General features: G+C 29.4%; 11 protein-coding genes. 3 read left to right on the forward strand and 8 right to left on the reverse strand.

What is annotated here, in order from left to right:
- The 8 genes from Q0O83_RS02910 to Q0O83_RS02945 all read right to left on the reverse strand — a co-directional run bounded on the left by Q0O83_RS02910 (nucleotide 1) and on the right by Q0O83_RS02945 (nucleotide 10,468).
- The gene (locus tag Q0O83_RS02910; protein WP_294094037.1) at nucleotides 1-1,644 is read right to left on the reverse strand and encodes a phosphoadenosine phosphosulfate reductase family protein; all 1,644 of its coding nucleotides are present in this window, start codon (nucleotides 1,642-1,644) and stop codon (nucleotides 1-3) included.
- Nucleotides 1,645-1,661: 17 nt separating this feature from the next.
- A complete protein-coding gene (locus tag Q0O83_RS02915) occupies nucleotides 1,662-3,758 on the reverse strand; it encodes a DUF262 domain-containing protein (RefSeq protein ID WP_294094038.1) in 2,097 nt (698 codons plus the stop codon).
- Between the two features lie 19 nt (nucleotides 3,759-3,777).
- A complete protein-coding gene (locus tag Q0O83_RS02920; RefSeq protein ID WP_294094039.1) occupies nucleotides 3,778-4,905 on the reverse strand; it encodes an aminotransferase class V-fold PLP-dependent enzyme in 1,128 nt (375 codons plus the stop codon).
- A gap of 251 nt (nucleotides 4,906-5,156) precedes the next feature.
- Nucleotides 5,157-5,855 (reverse strand): queuosine precursor transporter, encoded by a 699-nt coding sequence (locus Q0O83_RS02925; protein ID WP_294094040.1) that lies wholly within the window; start codon nucleotides 5,853-5,855, stop codon nucleotides 5,157-5,159.
- A gap of 8 nt (nucleotides 5,856-5,863) precedes the next feature.
- Nucleotides 5,864-6,829: a nucleoside hydrolase gene (locus Q0O83_RS02930; protein WP_294094041.1), complete on the reverse strand. Its 966-nt coding sequence runs from the start codon at nucleotides 6,827-6,829 to the stop codon at nucleotides 5,864-5,866.
- Between the two features lie 144 nt (nucleotides 6,830-6,973).
- On the reverse strand, nucleotides 6,974-7,285 hold the full coding sequence (locus Q0O83_RS02935; RefSeq protein WP_294094042.1) for a hypothetical protein: 312 nt from the start codon (nucleotides 7,283-7,285) through the stop codon (nucleotides 6,974-6,976).
- 15 nt (nucleotides 7,286-7,300) lie between these two features.
- On the reverse strand, nucleotides 7,301-7,675 hold the full coding sequence (locus Q0O83_RS02940) for a GNAT family N-acetyltransferase (RefSeq protein ID WP_294094043.1): 375 nt from the start codon (nucleotides 7,673-7,675) through the stop codon (nucleotides 7,301-7,303).
- A 9-nt stretch (nucleotides 7,676-7,684) separates the two neighbouring features.
- Nucleotides 7,685-10,468: an EAL domain-containing protein gene (locus tag Q0O83_RS02945; RefSeq protein ID WP_294094044.1), complete on the reverse strand. Its 2,784-nt coding sequence runs from the start codon at nucleotides 10,466-10,468 to the stop codon at nucleotides 7,685-7,687.
- Between the two features lie 330 nt (nucleotides 10,469-10,798).
- Between Q0O83_RS02945 and Q0O83_RS02950 the strand changes: the two genes are divergently transcribed.
- The 3 genes from Q0O83_RS02950 (at nucleotide 10,799) to Q0O83_RS02960 (ending at nucleotide 14,685) form a co-directional block, all read left to right on the forward strand.
- The gene (locus tag Q0O83_RS02950) at nucleotides 10,799-11,845 is read left to right on the forward strand and encodes a putative 2-aminoethylphosphonate ABC transporter substrate-binding protein (RefSeq protein WP_294094045.1); all 1,047 of its coding nucleotides are present in this window, start codon (nucleotides 10,799-10,801) and stop codon (nucleotides 11,843-11,845) included.
- A 150-nt stretch (nucleotides 11,846-11,995) separates the two neighbouring features.
- The gene (locus Q0O83_RS02955; RefSeq protein WP_294094046.1) at nucleotides 11,996-12,973 is read left to right on the forward strand and encodes an ATP-binding cassette domain-containing protein; all 978 of its coding nucleotides are present in this window, start codon (nucleotides 11,996-11,998) and stop codon (nucleotides 12,971-12,973) included.
- Complete coding sequence (locus Q0O83_RS02960) at nucleotides 12,964-14,685, forward strand: putative 2-aminoethylphosphonate ABC transporter permease subunit (RefSeq protein ID WP_294094047.1); 1,722 nt, start codon at nucleotides 12,964-12,966, stop codon at nucleotides 14,683-14,685. The genes Q0O83_RS02955 and Q0O83_RS02960 overlap by 10 nt, the downstream gene beginning before the upstream one ends.
- Nucleotides 14,686-14,839: the final 154 nt, after the last annotated feature.

The following is a 14,839-nucleotide window of genomic DNA, read 5'->3' on the forward strand; positions in this document are numbered from 1 at the left end:
CTACCTCTTTTTTATTTTTAATGCTGATGCTATTAAACATCCCGAATCAAATTTATCTATACATTTTAAGCAGTTTACACACTTATTTTCATCTACTATGTATTTTCCGTTGCTAACGTATATAGCTCCTGTCGGACAAGCCGAGTTACACCCTTGACAGTAAAGACAACTATTAAATTTATTAAACTGCTTTTGAATTTTATTGAATATATATTTATCATCAGTTTTCATGATTGTAACTTTAACTTCCGTTCCCTCAATTCTATAAGATAACTTGAAGATTGGAGTGTTGCCTCTATCCATTAAAATTATTTCAACCGCTTTGTTTTTTTCAAATATCTTCATAGTTCCAAACGGCTTGAAAAGTTGAATAAAATCTTCGTTTACAGATTTATTTAATACAAACGTTTTTGAATTTTTCTCATTGATACACTCTTTAGCTTCTACAATTATCTCTGTACTTTTTTCTAATCCATCTCCTCCTTGTCTTGCTTTCCATTTACCATCTTTAACATAATCCTCATAATCTAACTTCCCTATTCTTTTAGAAAAATCAATTAAAAATGAATACCATTTATCATATTCCTCTGAATTATATATTGATGAAAGAAGTTCAGACCATGAACCGTTATTTGGACATACCCAACATCCTACTCTTGCAAATCCTTGTCTATATGAATCATTAAAATCTAATTCTTCTGTTAGCATATATAACCAAACATCTAAGTCACACCAATCTATAATTGGAGAAGCTACCATCTGTTTTAATATTTTTGGACTTTGAGATACTTTTTTATATTTAGATCTAGACGCTGACTCTCCTCTTCTAAGACCTAAAAATGTTATTATATTTTCATCAAAATTTGCAAGTGTTGTTCCCATTGGTCCAGTTTTAAATATTGAGCAGCACCAGCTTTTAACTCTACTTGGTGGTCCAATCTCTTCACACATTTCGAAGAAATTATTCTCTTCATTTCTCTCTTCGAAAAATGGTGTAAATGGATTTTCCTCTTTAAACCTCTCTACATATTCATATGACTTAGGCAGTTCTAATGTTGTATCTCCAAATATGTGTAAAATACTTTGATTATTTAAAGCCAATCTCACCAAATGAGAAACAACTGTAGAATCTTTTCCACCAGAGAAAGATACTAGCATCATTCTATTTTTATATTTTTCTGCATTTTCAACGATAAAAGGAATTGCTCCTATGAACTCTCCCTCTTCGTCTCTATTCTCACTTTTTACCAGTATATTAAAACGACTACTGTTTGCTTTTATAAATTTATCGAAGCAATCTCTTTCAACTTCTAAATGCTCCTCTGTTATTGAAAACTTCATCACTTCTTTCCTTAAATTTTCAATTTCTGATTGAGTCATTTTTTTAAATTTTGATGTTGCTATTAAACCAACCATCTCACCGTTAACTATATATCTATTCTGTTTTGTTGCCCAAACTGATTTTTTTAAGAATTTATCATCTAATCTATCTGGAAACAAGTTCATTAATAACCATTTTTCTTGTAAAAATACTGGTCTTAAATCTTTTGCGATCTCTTTTAATGATGATGTCACACCCTCTTCTAAAATTACTGGAACATTATCTATTTCATTCCAACAAATTTTAACTTCTTTTTTTTCCATTTTTACATCCTCATTTTCTATCTTTCACTTAAATAGTGAAGCTCTCTTAACAATGTATCTTTTATTATATTAAATCTATTTTCTAAAACTCTTCTATAGTATGCATTTTGTTGTTCATTTTCCTTCTGCAACAAATCTTTATTTATCATCTGACCTATTCTAGATATATCTTGTACATCTTGCATATACTTTTCAAACCCCATATCTCTAATTTTCCTATTTGCTTCTTTGCTTATAAGAGTTCTATTTAAAACACTATTTAAAATATGATTTTTATCGTTTCTTATTTTAGAACTCAGCTCTCCATATTTAGTGCCTGTTCCTAAAGGTATTAAATGATGATCTTCCAGTTCTACTGATGCTTCTGTTATCTCAAATGCTTTAAGTTTTTTCGAATGATTCTCTGGTAATAAATCAAATGGTTCTAAACTTAAAATATAGTATAATAAATTCTTACTAACTTGAGATGGTGTTTTAGAATCATTTAATAATGTTTCTAAATCTGAGTACTCCTCTACATTTAATACCTTCCCTATATTTTCACAAACTAATTCTTTAACTTTCAAATCTTCTAAATCCTCTTGAATAATCCATCGGTAAATAGTTTTTAAATCATCTACGGTTCTTATATTTTGACGCTCTCTGTATCTTCCTATAAATATTGATGTCCAGTACCAATATTCAACTTTATCTAATACTTTTTTATTGTTCCAATTTTTATCTTCAGAAAATATATAAGCCATAGGTAAAACCATTAATTCAAATGAGAAGTTACCAAATTTCGTTATTCCTAATCTAGTATTAACAAACGCTAATGCTCTCAACAATGAAATAACTGTTTTTTCAGTTAAAGAATTTATATCTTCTGATGAAATTTCAAAAATTTTATCTCTTTTTATATGTTCTAATTTTAACTTCAACGGATCTTTTACATGAGAAAAAATTGATAATAAGTTTAAATATTGATTTTTAAATCTCTTATTCAACTCCTCTTGTCCTTCAATCAAACCAAAGTTTATTCCATTCCAACTTCTTTCTTTAAAATCTTGTGGTAACTCAATTCCTAACTCTACAATTCTTTTTATTCTTTGAGTTAAAGATTCTAATTTAGAATCTTTTGCTGCTTTAGCTACAATTAAATCATAATTATCTAAAGGTGTCCCACCTTTATTTATTGTTTCGAATATGGCTATTCCTCTACTTATCTCATTTTTTTCTATTTCAATTATCGAAACCTCTTGTTCTACTAATTTATCTAAGAAATTTATAATTTTAGTTTTCCATTTCATTGACAATTCATACTTTAAACTATTTTTTCTTGTTTCAAATTCATCTATTAATTCTTCTTCATCTACTTCAGAAGAAAAATCCTTAAAATAACATTTTATTTTCTCTATTTTTTTTATGTTTTCGTACTCTTCTATCTCATCTATTATTTTATCTGCTCTTTTATTTGCAATCTTTTCCACAACTTTATCCTGAAGTTTATTACTCTCATTTAATCCAAATAGTGGAATAAGATTTTGATCAGAACATAAATTTGCAAACTCGTTTATCTTTCCTGAATCAGTTGTTTTTTCAAACTGAAATTTTGGATGGTACCAGCAATTTATATTTTTTGTTTTATGAATTTTATACTCTTGAATAAAATCTATAATTTCACTTGGTGTATATTTTCTTAAACTACCATGCTCAAAATCTAAATTATTATAACCAAATACATCCTCTGTTTCATCATCTGAAGTTGAAACTTTTAAAAACCATCTATTCTTTATTTTTCCATATAAATCTGAGTAACTATTCTCCCATTCACCTTTAAATAAATCAACAAACATAGCTTTTAAAGTTGACATTCTCTGCTGACCATCTAAAAGATACATGCACTCCTCTTTAGCACATTCAACTTCATTTGAATAACATAGCTTTCTATAATTAAAATCATTACAGCTTCCTTTTAACAAAAGAATGCTGCTTATAGGTAACTCCACTAAAAATGTCGCAAGTAACTCTTTTTGCTGCTTTGTATCCCATACAAAATCTCTTTGGAAATTTGGAAGTATTATTCTTCCTTCATCTTCGTCTTCAAATATCTCTTTTAATCTCTTTACCTTCATTTTTTATCCTCTCTATGAATTAAAATATTTTATTTAATGTTTCTTTTAAGCCTTCTAAATCTTGATTACTATTAAAATATCCAACTGAGAATCTAAGTGTTCCTCCATCCTGAGTTCCTATATGATGATGAGCAAGTGGTGCACAGTGCATCCCTCTTCTCGTTATAATCTCGTTGTCATTCATAATCTCTTCTAACTCTTGAGGTGAGTAATCAAACCCAGTTATTGATAATACTCCAATATTTTTCTCTTTTTCTGAGTGTATTTTTATATCATATGAATACTCCTCTAAAAGTTCATATAACTTTTTAAAGTTTTGTTCTTTTTTTGATTTTATATTTTCTATTCCTACTTCTAACAACTCATCTGTTGCAATTTTAAGTCCAATCATTCCTAATATATTTGGACTTCCAGCTTCAAACCTCTCTGGCAGTTCCTCTGGCATCTCTTCATCTTCAGATTTTATTCCTGTTCCTCCATATAGTAGAGGTTTTAAAGAAATTTTTTTATTGTAGATATACCCTCCTATTCCTGAAGGACCATATAAATTTTTATGACCTGCAAATACTATAAAATCTGCGATTTCAGAAATCTCTGAAAAATCTAAAACACCTCCTGTTTGACTTGCATCTAAAACTGTAATTGCATCATATTTTTTTCCAGCTTCAAAAATATCAAGAACAGGTAAAATGTTTCCAAAAACATTTGAAGCATGATTAAGTATAATTAAATCTGGTTTTTGTGATAAAAATTGTAAATTCATATCCTCTATATCCAATTCAAATTTTTTAAATTTTAAAATTTTCAGCTCTATATTTTTTTCTTTTGCTACTTTTTTTATAACTCTGTAAACTGAATTATGTTCGAAAGGCGAAATGTAAATTGTTTTTATATTTTCATAATTTAGTCCTAATATTATCTCATTACATGAAAAAGTTGCTGAAGAGTTTAATATTACTTCATTTTTTGTTGAAAATATATTTTTGATGTTATTTATTAAATTTTTCTTTATCTCTTTTGCATTCTTACTTTTATCTGAACTATTTCTAGTAAAATTAATCCCTATCTCTTTGTATAACTCCATTGTTCCATCATATACTCTATTAAACTTTGGATATGTCGTTGATGCATTATCATAATAAATCATATTTTTACTCCTTTTAAAAAAAAAAGACTGATTTTTATATAAAATCAGCCATTTTTGTCATTATTTAATTTCTTCATGCGTCATTTTATTTTTAGAAAATATTTTTAGTCACATTGTAGCATATTTTATTTTTCTTAACTACTTGAAATTTTTTTAAATTTTTTTAAATTTTCTTCAAGAAGTCTAAAAAATGTTCTATTTTAGAAAAAAATTAAAAAAAAGAGGCTAGAAAAACTCTAACCTCTAAACTATTAACATAATGATTTTTTAGAATCCATCTTAGTAGCTAAGTATAGGAACGGTGTATCTAAAGCTGCTACTATCCACTTTAAGATATATGTACTTAAGAATATCTCAAACATAACTGAAACTGGGAACACTCCTATAAATGCAAATGTCGTAAATAAAATGTTATCTACTAACTGACTTATCATTGTACTTCCGTTGTTTCTAATCCATAAATGATTCGGAAACTTCTCTTTTAATTTTTTATATAGATAGATATCTATATTTTGAGAAATAGCATAAGATACTAATCCAACTATCATAAATCTAGGGAACAATCCAAAAATAGATTTTAAATTACCAAACGTTTCCACTCCATCAACTTCCGGTGTAAACATAAGAGCAAAATTTATCATTAAAGCTACAACTATATTAGTAAAGAATCCAATCCATATAGCTTTCTTTGCATCCTCTTCTCCATACTTCTCTGAAAGAATATCTGTAACAAGGAAAGCACTCGCGTAAGGAATATTTCCTAAAGAAGCGTGTAGCCCGAATAACTTAACTAAAATCATAACCTCAACGTTTGCTATAAACATAGATATTGGAATCCAAACAAACAATCCAACTTTACCAAAACACTTATATGCTCCTAAAACTGTTATAAAACTTACCAATAATTTTATTGCCCATAATACTTCATTTTTTAATAATATATCTGCCATAGTCATTTTTAATACCCCTTTAACACGATTTCTGTATCTTTTATATTTTCTGGAAAAACTCTTTTGAAGAATAGATTAAAGAACTCCTTCTCATCTACCTCAGTGTTTATAAATACATTTGGATTTCTTCTATAGAAATCACCAATATCTATCAAACTCTGCCCCATAGCAGGTCCATCTTCCACACACTCTAAATGTGTCAAAACTCCCTTACATAACTCTGGTTTTATAAAATATGCCACTGCTAAAGGATCGTTTATAACACACCCTAAAGTCCTCTCTTGCATCCAGTGGAAATCTACATAAAATCCTGTTACATCATAGATAAACTGTGCTACATCATTTTTCATCTGTCTTAGATACTCTCTATAATTTGGTGTTAAAACTATCTTTCTAGTTACATCTAGAGGTATTAGCTCTATCGCCTTATCAACATTTTCAAAAACTACATTTACCGATTGAGGATCAACCCAATAGTTAAACTCTGCCACTTGTGAACAGTTACCATTTGTTCTAAAAGCTCCACCCATAGAAACTATTCTCTCAGCTTTTTTCAAAATATCTTTTTCCCTCTCCACAGCCTTTGCTAAATTTGTCAACGGACCTAAAGCTATAATCGATACATCTTCACTATTTTTTAAGGTTTGAATTAAATAATCCACAGCCCCTAACTTTATAGTTTCTTCTGGAATTTCAATCTCAGGTAAAACTTCACCTAAGCCATCCTCTCCATGTGTATCCTGAGCTGTAACAAGCTCTCTTTTCAACAACTTATTATCTCCTAAATAGATTGGAATATCCTCTCTATTCATTAGTTTTAGAACTTTATAGGCGTTTACTCCTCCAAGTTCTACTGGAACATTTCCAGCACAAATCGTAATTCCAATAACATCCAATTCTGGTGATTTTAATGCTAAAATCAGTGCCAACGAATCATCAATTCCTGGATCACAATCAATAATTACTTTTTTCATAACCTCTCCCTTTCTGGGACCCACAAAACAAAAAAGGACACGAAAAAAACCGCATCCTTAGCTGGTTTTTTTTACAGATGGATCTCCCAAACATCTTGTTTATTAAATTCTTTCGAAAAAAATTATACCATTTTTTTTAGCTTTTTACAATTTAATTATGTAATATTTAACTCCATTTACTACAATTGTTTCCTCTTTTTTCTTTCCGATTCTATCAAATTTACTATGAGTGTATCTTCTAACAAGCTTAGCTGGATAATCTCTTGCTGTTTTCATTGAGATTAACTCAATTGTACCTAACAATTCAACTCTATCACTTGAAACTAAGTAGTCATCTATTCCGTAAGAGAATAACACTCCTTTATAGTATCCATCAGGTTTTATCATTTTAAAATTAAAATTCTTTCCTGTTTCTTTAACTAGATATTGCCCTAAAGCAGATATTTTATTTTTCATTTTTTACCTCTTTTTCTATATTTCTTTTAACATTTTTTCACAAAACTTTTTAGTTTTTAAATTCTCTTCAGATATTTCTAACTCAATACTTTTTATAGCTTCATCTTCCTCTTTCAGGTGAGTCAAAATGAAATATCCTAAGCCTTTATTTTGATATTTTGGTGTTATAAACAGTTTTTTAACTTTAAACTCTCCCTCTATATCTTTTGCCTCTAAAAATATAGCTCCTATTATCTCATTTTGTAAAACTAAGACTTTTCCAACTGTATTTTCGATAGACTTTTTAAAATCATCTAAGCTCTCTTTTTTAGAATAACTTCTAAATGCATTTCTATGAATATTGAAAAGCGATTTGAAATCACTTTCAACATAATTTTTTACCTCAAACATCGTTCCTCCTTAAATATTGCCATCTTTTAAAATTCTTTCTGGCTTTCCTAAATAGTACCCTTGACCATAATTTATTCCAATCTCTTTTAAAAACTCGTACTGCTCTTTTCCCTCTATTCCTTCTGCAACAACTTTAAGTTTTAAACTTTTTATCATCTTTGCTAATCCTATATAAACACTTCTTCCTTTATCTGAATTTTCACATATCGTTGCCATTAAAGACCTATCAAACTTAACTACATCTATTGGCAAAGTGGTTAGTAATCCAACTGTTGAATATCCTGCTGTAAAGTCATCTACAGATATATAGATGCCTTTTTCACTTAATTTTTGAAGTTTTAATATCACATTTTTAGCATCTTTTAAAAACATGCTTTCTGTGATTTCAATTTCTAAGTTTTTTCCATCTAGTGAATACTTTTCTAAAAGACTAAATATATATTCTACAATATCATCTCTTCTAAAAGTTTCTACTGACATGTTAAATGACATTCTGAAGTCATCCTTTACTCTTTTCTGAGACAACATTTTTTTTGTTTCTTTTACTGCAAGTTCTGCAATCTTATAATCTATTTTATGAATCATTCCTAGCTCCTCAGCTATCGGAATAAACTCTATTGGCGGAACTAATCCTAAATCACTATTATTCCATCTTGTTAAGGCCTCTGCTCCTATTAAATCTTTATTATTCAAATCATATTTACCTTGAAATACAGCATAGAACTCTTTATCAAAACCTTTCTTTATAAGTATCTCAAGCTTCTTTTTTCTTGCATTTTGATTTATAAACTCATCAGTGGCTTCTTCATACCACTCTTTTTTTTCACGTTTTGCAAAATACATAGCCATATCTGCATATTTGAAAGCATCAATCATAGTAACATCATCTTTTTTATAATAATACCCTAAACTAAATGATATATTATAATTTCTTAATATTGTAGAATCTTTAAATATTTTTTTCAGTTTTCTAAACTTTAACTCTACATCTTCAATACAGTTTAAAAATACATAAAATTCATCTCCAGATATTCTGAATACATAATCTTTATTAAATACCTTTTGTAAGCATTTTCCAACTTCAATCAATATCTTATCACCATAGTCATGACCATAGGTATCATTTACACTCTTAAAGTTATTTAAATCGAGTAATATAGCACACCCTTCTAACTTTATATTTTCTCTGCAAAATTCATTATACACTCTTCGACTATATAATCCTGTTAAATCATCTTTTAATAGCTCTTTAGTTGTTTTTTTATGCTTTTGCATTTTTGCCGTTTGATGCATCACTAAAATACTTAAAAAGAAACAGCTTATTACAATTAAAACAATTATGTTTTTATGAGCTCTTTTCTCATAAAGTTCAGTTTTCCTTCTCGTAATCTCAGAATCTTGCATAAATTCATCTATATTAATAAATTCATCTATAACTTTATTAAATATATCCCTTAATATTATGTGTTCTTTTTTCAAGACTATATTCATTGGCACAACATCTAAAACTCTCACAGTATACTTAGAAATATCATAATTATCTGCGTTTATAGACAATATTGTATCTATTTTTTTTCTTTTAAAATCTTGATTTATTTTTTCTTCACTTTCATACCTTTTAATTTTACTATTTATAAAGTACTCAAGAGCTACTTTTTCTTCAATGGAATCTTTTATAACTCCAATTGTTTTATTTGTTTTATTTTCACTATTTAAATCCGTTATTTCATATATGTTTAAATCTGATAATTTATTCGTAAACAGAAACTCTTTTTCACGTTCTGAAGTTTTAGAAAGAAGCATCATATCAATATATCCGTCTGAAAGTTTTTCTTTCCAAGCTCTCCAATTTGTTTTTCTTAAATTTACGCTTTCGATAACTTGAATATCTGTTTTTTCAGAGATATAATTTATAATTCTTGGTGCTATTCCAATATATCTATTTTCTAAAGATGAATAAGTACTAATCTTTTCAATATCTCCATATGCTACTCGAAGCACTGGTAGATCTGTCAAATACTGCTTTTCATTTTCTGTTAACAATTTATCTAGTTTATCTTTAAATATTTTTTCTTTTCTTTTTTCAAACCAATTTTTTATTAAAGCTCCATATTTTTCATCCAAAGAGTTATCAATTATTTTTACTAATTCATCATGCTCCTTTAATAGCCCTAAAGTAGCTTTTGGAAGTCTCCCTAATATTAATTTATTTTTTTCGCCGATAGTATTCAAATCAGAATCGACATAAGAAAATGGTCTTTTATCTCCTATATCTGAAACTTCAATATACTTTAAATCGAGACTATTTTTATCAATCAATCTCTCTAAAAACTTTTGATAAATACTATTTTGAGTTACATACACTTCTAAGCCATTTAAGTCATTTATTGTATCTATTTTCTTATCTCTTGAAACTACTACTAAGTTCTCCTCAATAATTCCTTGAGTGAATAAAGCATAATTTATTCTATCCTCTGACGGTGTTAAATACGTTAAAATATCTAACTCACCATTTTTAAAATTACTATAATTCTCATCCCATTCTCTCTTTTCAATAGCAACATTCATTCCTAAATAGCTTCTAAACATATCTTCAACAATATCATTTAACGATACTCCATCAATTTTTTCTGATGCAAAATAATTTTTCTGAACTACTCCTACTTTAAATGTTCTCTCTCTAGCTTTTTCAAGATAATCTCTTTCCTCTTTATTTTTAGGTATATATCTTTCTGTTGAAAATATCATGCTAAAACTTATTAAGAACATAATTAGTATTCTTATCCTATTCATTCATCCCCCTTAATTATAAATAGCACACACTAAAACAAATCCTTCGTCATCTTCTATCAAATTTAATCAATTTTTTTCATAACAAAATAGTTTTCTATAAATTATATCTCGAATTCCATTTTTTTTCTAGGTAAAATATACTTTTTTTTCGACTTTTTACTTTTTTTCTAAAAAATTAATTCATTTTTTGGTTTTGGTTGGTTTTATTCCTCTGTGAGATATTAATATTTAATTTTTTTATGGTTTTACCTTTCTTTTACCTTTTTTTCATTTTCTCTTTACATAGATAAAGTATAATCATTTTATAAAATAAACTATGGGGTGATTTAAATGATTAATAAAAAAATAATTGGTTCACTACTTTTTGCTGGACTTTTAGTTGGGTGTGGAAGTTCTGAGAAACCCTCTGCTGCTGGTAACAAAAACAAAGAGATAACAGTATATACAGCTTTAGAAAACGAACAAATACCAGAATATTTAGCATCTTTCAAAAAACAATATCCTGATATAAAGTTAAATATCGTTAGAGAATCTACGGGTGTTATAGTTTCTAGAGTTTTAGCAGAGAAAAACAATCCTCAAGCTGATGTTATATGGGGAACTGCAGCAACTGGATTATTAGTTTTAGATGAAGCTAATCTTTTAAAAGCATACTCACCTAAAGGTATAGAAAAAATAAATACAAAGTTTAAAGACAACAGTGGAAAAGATCCTAAATGGGTTGGAAATAATGCTTGGATGACAGCAATCTCTGTTAACACTATTGAGATGAAAAAACTTGGAATAGAAGAACCTAAAAACTTTGCCGACCTTTTAAAGCCTGAATATAGAGGATTAATCTCTATGCCAAACCCAGCTTCATCTGGAACTGGATTCTTAACTGTTTCTGCTTTAGTTCAACTTTTAGGAGAGGAACAAGCTTGGCAATATATGGCTGACTTAGATAAAAACATGGGAGTTTATACTCACTCTGGTTCAAAGCCTGCAAAAACAGCAGCTTCAGGAGAATATCCAATTGGAATCTCTTATGGATACCCTGGAATCAAAATTAAAAATGAAGGAGCACCTATAAATGTTTACTTCCCTTCAGAAGGATCAGGTTGGGATTCAGAAGCAAACGCTCTTATAAATAAAAAAGATATAAAAGATGAAGCAAAAATCTTCTTAGATTGGGCTATATCTGAAGAAGCAATGGCTATGTATGCTAAGTCATATGCAATTGTTTCAAGAGAGATGGATGTTAAACCTCCAAAAGGGTTCCCTGAAAACCCAATATCTCAACTTATTGCAAATGACTTCTCTTGGGCTGCAGCTAACAAAGAACGTGTTCTTTCAACTTGGGAAGCTAAGTTCGGTTCAAAAACTGAAAAAAACTAATACTTACTTTAACTAGCTACAGAGAAATCTGTAGCTTTTATTTTTTAACAAAATTTTAACCTTTGTTTTACTCGTGTTTTACTTGGTTTTAATTTGTTTTTAACTCTGATGTAGTATTATAACTATAGATGATGAAAGAGGGAGGATTTAATGAGTTATTTAAAAATAAAAAATATTGAAAAAACTTTCGGTAAATTCAAAGCATTAAACAATATAGATTTCGAAATAGAAAGAGGGGAGTTTATCTGTTTCTTAGGACCATCTGGTTGTGGTAAAACAACACTGCTTAGAATAATTGCTGGTCTTGAAACTGTGGATAGTGGTGAAATTTTCTTAAAGGATGAGAATATCACAAAGAAACACCCATCAAAAAGAAATATGTCAATTGTGTTCCAATCATATGCTCTTTTCCCTAACTTAACGGTTGGTGAAAATATAGCTTACGGAATGAAAAATAAAAAAATACCAAAAGATATAATCAGAAAAAAGGTAGATGAGTCTCTTGAACTTGTTGGTTTAAGAGGACAAGAAAACAAATACCCAAATGAACTTTCTGGAGGACAACAACAAAGAGTAGCTCTTGCAAGAGCAATATCTTACTCACCAGATATTCTTTTACTCGACGAACCACTTTCAGCACTTGATGCTAAAGTTAGAGAAAAGCTTAGAAATGATATAAAAGACCTTCAAAAGAAACTTGGAATCACAACTATCATGGTTACTCATGACCAAGAGGAAGCTCTTTCTATGTCAGATAGAATAATTGTTATGGATAATGCTAAGGTTGTTCAAGTTGGAACACCTCAAGATATCTATGAAAACCCAGCTAATAACTTTATTGGTGATTTTATAGGAAAAGTTAATAAGTTTGAAATCAATGGAACAAAAGTTATGGCAAGACCTGAAGATATCTCGTTAGCTGATGAGCATACTGAAAACTTCTTTATGGGAACATTGGAATCGTGGGAATATATGGGATCATACTATAGATTAAAAGTTAACAAAAAGAACTATATAATCGAAGTTGATATCTGTAGAAATAAAATTGCTCATATACCTTTAAAAAAAGACCAGCATATCTTCCTTAAAGTTGAAAGAACTTTAGGAGGCGAAGTTGAATGGAGTTAGTTTTTAAAAAATCTGAGAAACTACTTTCTGAAAAAGTCAGGGATATAATGGTTTGGGCAATCGTAGCATTTTTCATTGTTACATTGGCCTTTCCTCTAATCACTTTAAGTATAAAAGCGACAGAGGATAATGCTGGAAACTTTATTGGATTACAAAACTTTATACAGTATCTAACTAGTCCAGGGGTTATGGCTTCATTCTTTAATACAGTTAAAATTGCTAGTTTAACTATGATTATAACTTTAATTTTAGGATTTGGGTATTCTTATGGAATGGCTAGAAGTAATATAAAAGGAAAAGGAGTTTTAAAGTTTCTAATTCTTCTACCTATATTTGCTCCGACTATGTTACACGGTATCTCTCTTGTATATCTTTTCGGAAGAATGGGAGTTATTACAACTGGTTTCTTTGGAAACTTTCCCGCTATAGCAACTGATATAAATCTTTATGGTCCTACTGGAATTGTAATAAGTGAGGTAATCTACACTCTACCTCAAGCTTACTTGATTATATCAATGGCATTACAAAATAGTGACTATAGACTTTACGAAGCTGCTAAAACTCTTGGAACAAGTAAAGTGAAGCAGTTCTTCACTATAACTTTACCATCTTGTAAATATGCAGTGTTCTCTACTGCGACAGTTTCATTCATTCTTGCTTTCACAGATTTTGGAGCTCCAAAAGTTGTTGGTGGAAACTACAATGTTTTAGCTACAGATATCTATAAGCAAGTAATTGGACAACAAAACTTAGGAAGAGGAGCAGTTGTAAGTATACTTTTACTTATCCCAGCAGTGATATCTTTCTTCTTTGAAAAATCTTTAGAGAAAAAGCAAAGAGATACTTTCAATGCAAAGTCGATGAACTACAGAATTGAAAACTCTACTGGAAGAGATATTTTCTTCTACTGTTTCTGTTGGTTAATTGGTCTTAGTGTCTTAGGGCTTTTCGTTGCAGCAGCAGTTGCATCTTTCGTTAAAATGTGGCCTTATAACTTTGAGCTTACATTGAATAACTACAAATTCTTTGACTTTAACGGTGGAGCTTTCCACTTCTATAAAAACTCGGTAACTATCGCAATGCTTTCAGCACTGTTTGGAACAGCTATAGCATACCTTGGTGCATACATCTGTTTAAAGACTGAAAGTTTAACTAAGCTAAGAAATGTTATCAAATTCTTTGCTATCGTACCTTTAGCTCTTCCCGGAATGGTTTTAGGTTTAGGTTATATCTTCTTCTTCAATATGGATTATATAAGAGTTCCACTACTTGGTTGGGTAGGTAACCCATTCAATAGTATCTACGGAACACTTTGGATTTTGGTTCTTGTAAACATTGTACACTTTTTCTCAGTTGCTTTTATGACAGCATCAACATCTTTGAAAAAGTTGGATAAAGAGTTTGAAATTGTATCTCTATCTATGGGTGTACCTTGGTATAAAACATTCTTCAATGTGACTCTACCACTTACTAAGCACACTATCGGCGAGATTTTTATATACTACTTCGTTAACTGTATGACTACAGTTTCAGCAGCAGTTTTCCTATACACATCAAAGACTACTCTTGCTTCTATAGCAATGGTAAACCTTGATGAAGTTGGAGATCAAGCTAAAGCAGCAGCAATGGGAATCCTGATTGTTGGGACGAACCTTTTAGTAAAAGCAATATATGAATTAATTAAAAAAAGATACTTTGGGAGGAATAAATAATGAAAAGAGAGATTAAAGCAGTTATATTTGATTGGGCAGGTACTACAGTAGATTATGGATGTTTTGCACCACTTGATGTTTTCGTTCAAGTATTTAAAGAAAATGGAATCGAAATCACTTACGAAGAAGCTAGAAAACCTATGGGAATGTTAAA

It is taken from the genome of uncultured Cetobacterium sp. (assembly GCF_945952365.1).
GTDB lineage: Bacteria > Fusobacteriota > Fusobacteriia > Fusobacteriales > Fusobacteriaceae > Cetobacterium_A.

What these genes read in the sequence shown, in the direction of transcription:
- Q0O83_RS02935 (WP_294094042.1), bottom strand. Translation starts at nt 7,285, where the DNA reads ATGAAAAATAAAATATCTGCTTTAGGGCAATATCTAGTTAAAGAAACA.
- Q0O83_RS02940 (WP_294094043.1), bottom strand. Translation starts at nt 7,675, where the DNA reads ATGTTTGAGGTAAAAAATTATGTTGAAAGTGATTTCAAATCGCTTTTC.
- Q0O83_RS02955 (WP_294094046.1), top strand. Translation starts at nt 11,996, where the DNA reads ATGAGTTATTTAAAAATAAAAAATATTGAAAAAACTTTCGGTAAATTC.
- Q0O83_RS02910 (WP_294094037.1), bottom strand. Translation starts at nt 1,644, where the DNA reads ATGGAAAAAAAAGAAGTTAAAATTTGTTGGAATGAAATAGATAATGTT.
- Q0O83_RS02915 (WP_294094038.1), bottom strand. Translation starts at nt 3,758, where the DNA reads ATGAAGGTAAAGAGATTAAAAGAGATATTTGAAGACGAAGATGAAGGA.
- Q0O83_RS02950 (WP_294094045.1), top strand. Translation starts at nt 10,799, where the DNA reads ATGATTAATAAAAAAATAATTGGTTCACTACTTTTTGCTGGACTTTTA.
- Q0O83_RS02945 (WP_294094044.1), bottom strand. Translation starts at nt 10,468, where the DNA reads ATGAATAGGATAAGAATACTAATTATGTTCTTAATAAGTTTTAGCATG.
- Q0O83_RS02920 (WP_294094039.1), bottom strand. Translation starts at nt 4,905, where the DNA reads ATGATTTATTATGATAATGCATCAACGACATATCCAAAGTTTAATAGA.
- Q0O83_RS02925 (WP_294094040.1), bottom strand. Translation starts at nt 5,855, where the DNA reads ATGGCAGATATATTATTAAAAAATGAAGTATTATGGGCAATAAAATTA.
- Q0O83_RS02930 (WP_294094041.1), bottom strand. Translation starts at nt 6,829, where the DNA reads ATGAAAAAAGTAATTATTGATTGTGATCCAGGAATTGATGATTCGTTG.
- Q0O83_RS02960 (WP_294094047.1), top strand. Translation starts at nt 12,964, where the DNA reads ATGGAGTTAGTTTTTAAAAAATCTGAGAAACTACTTTCTGAAAAAGTC.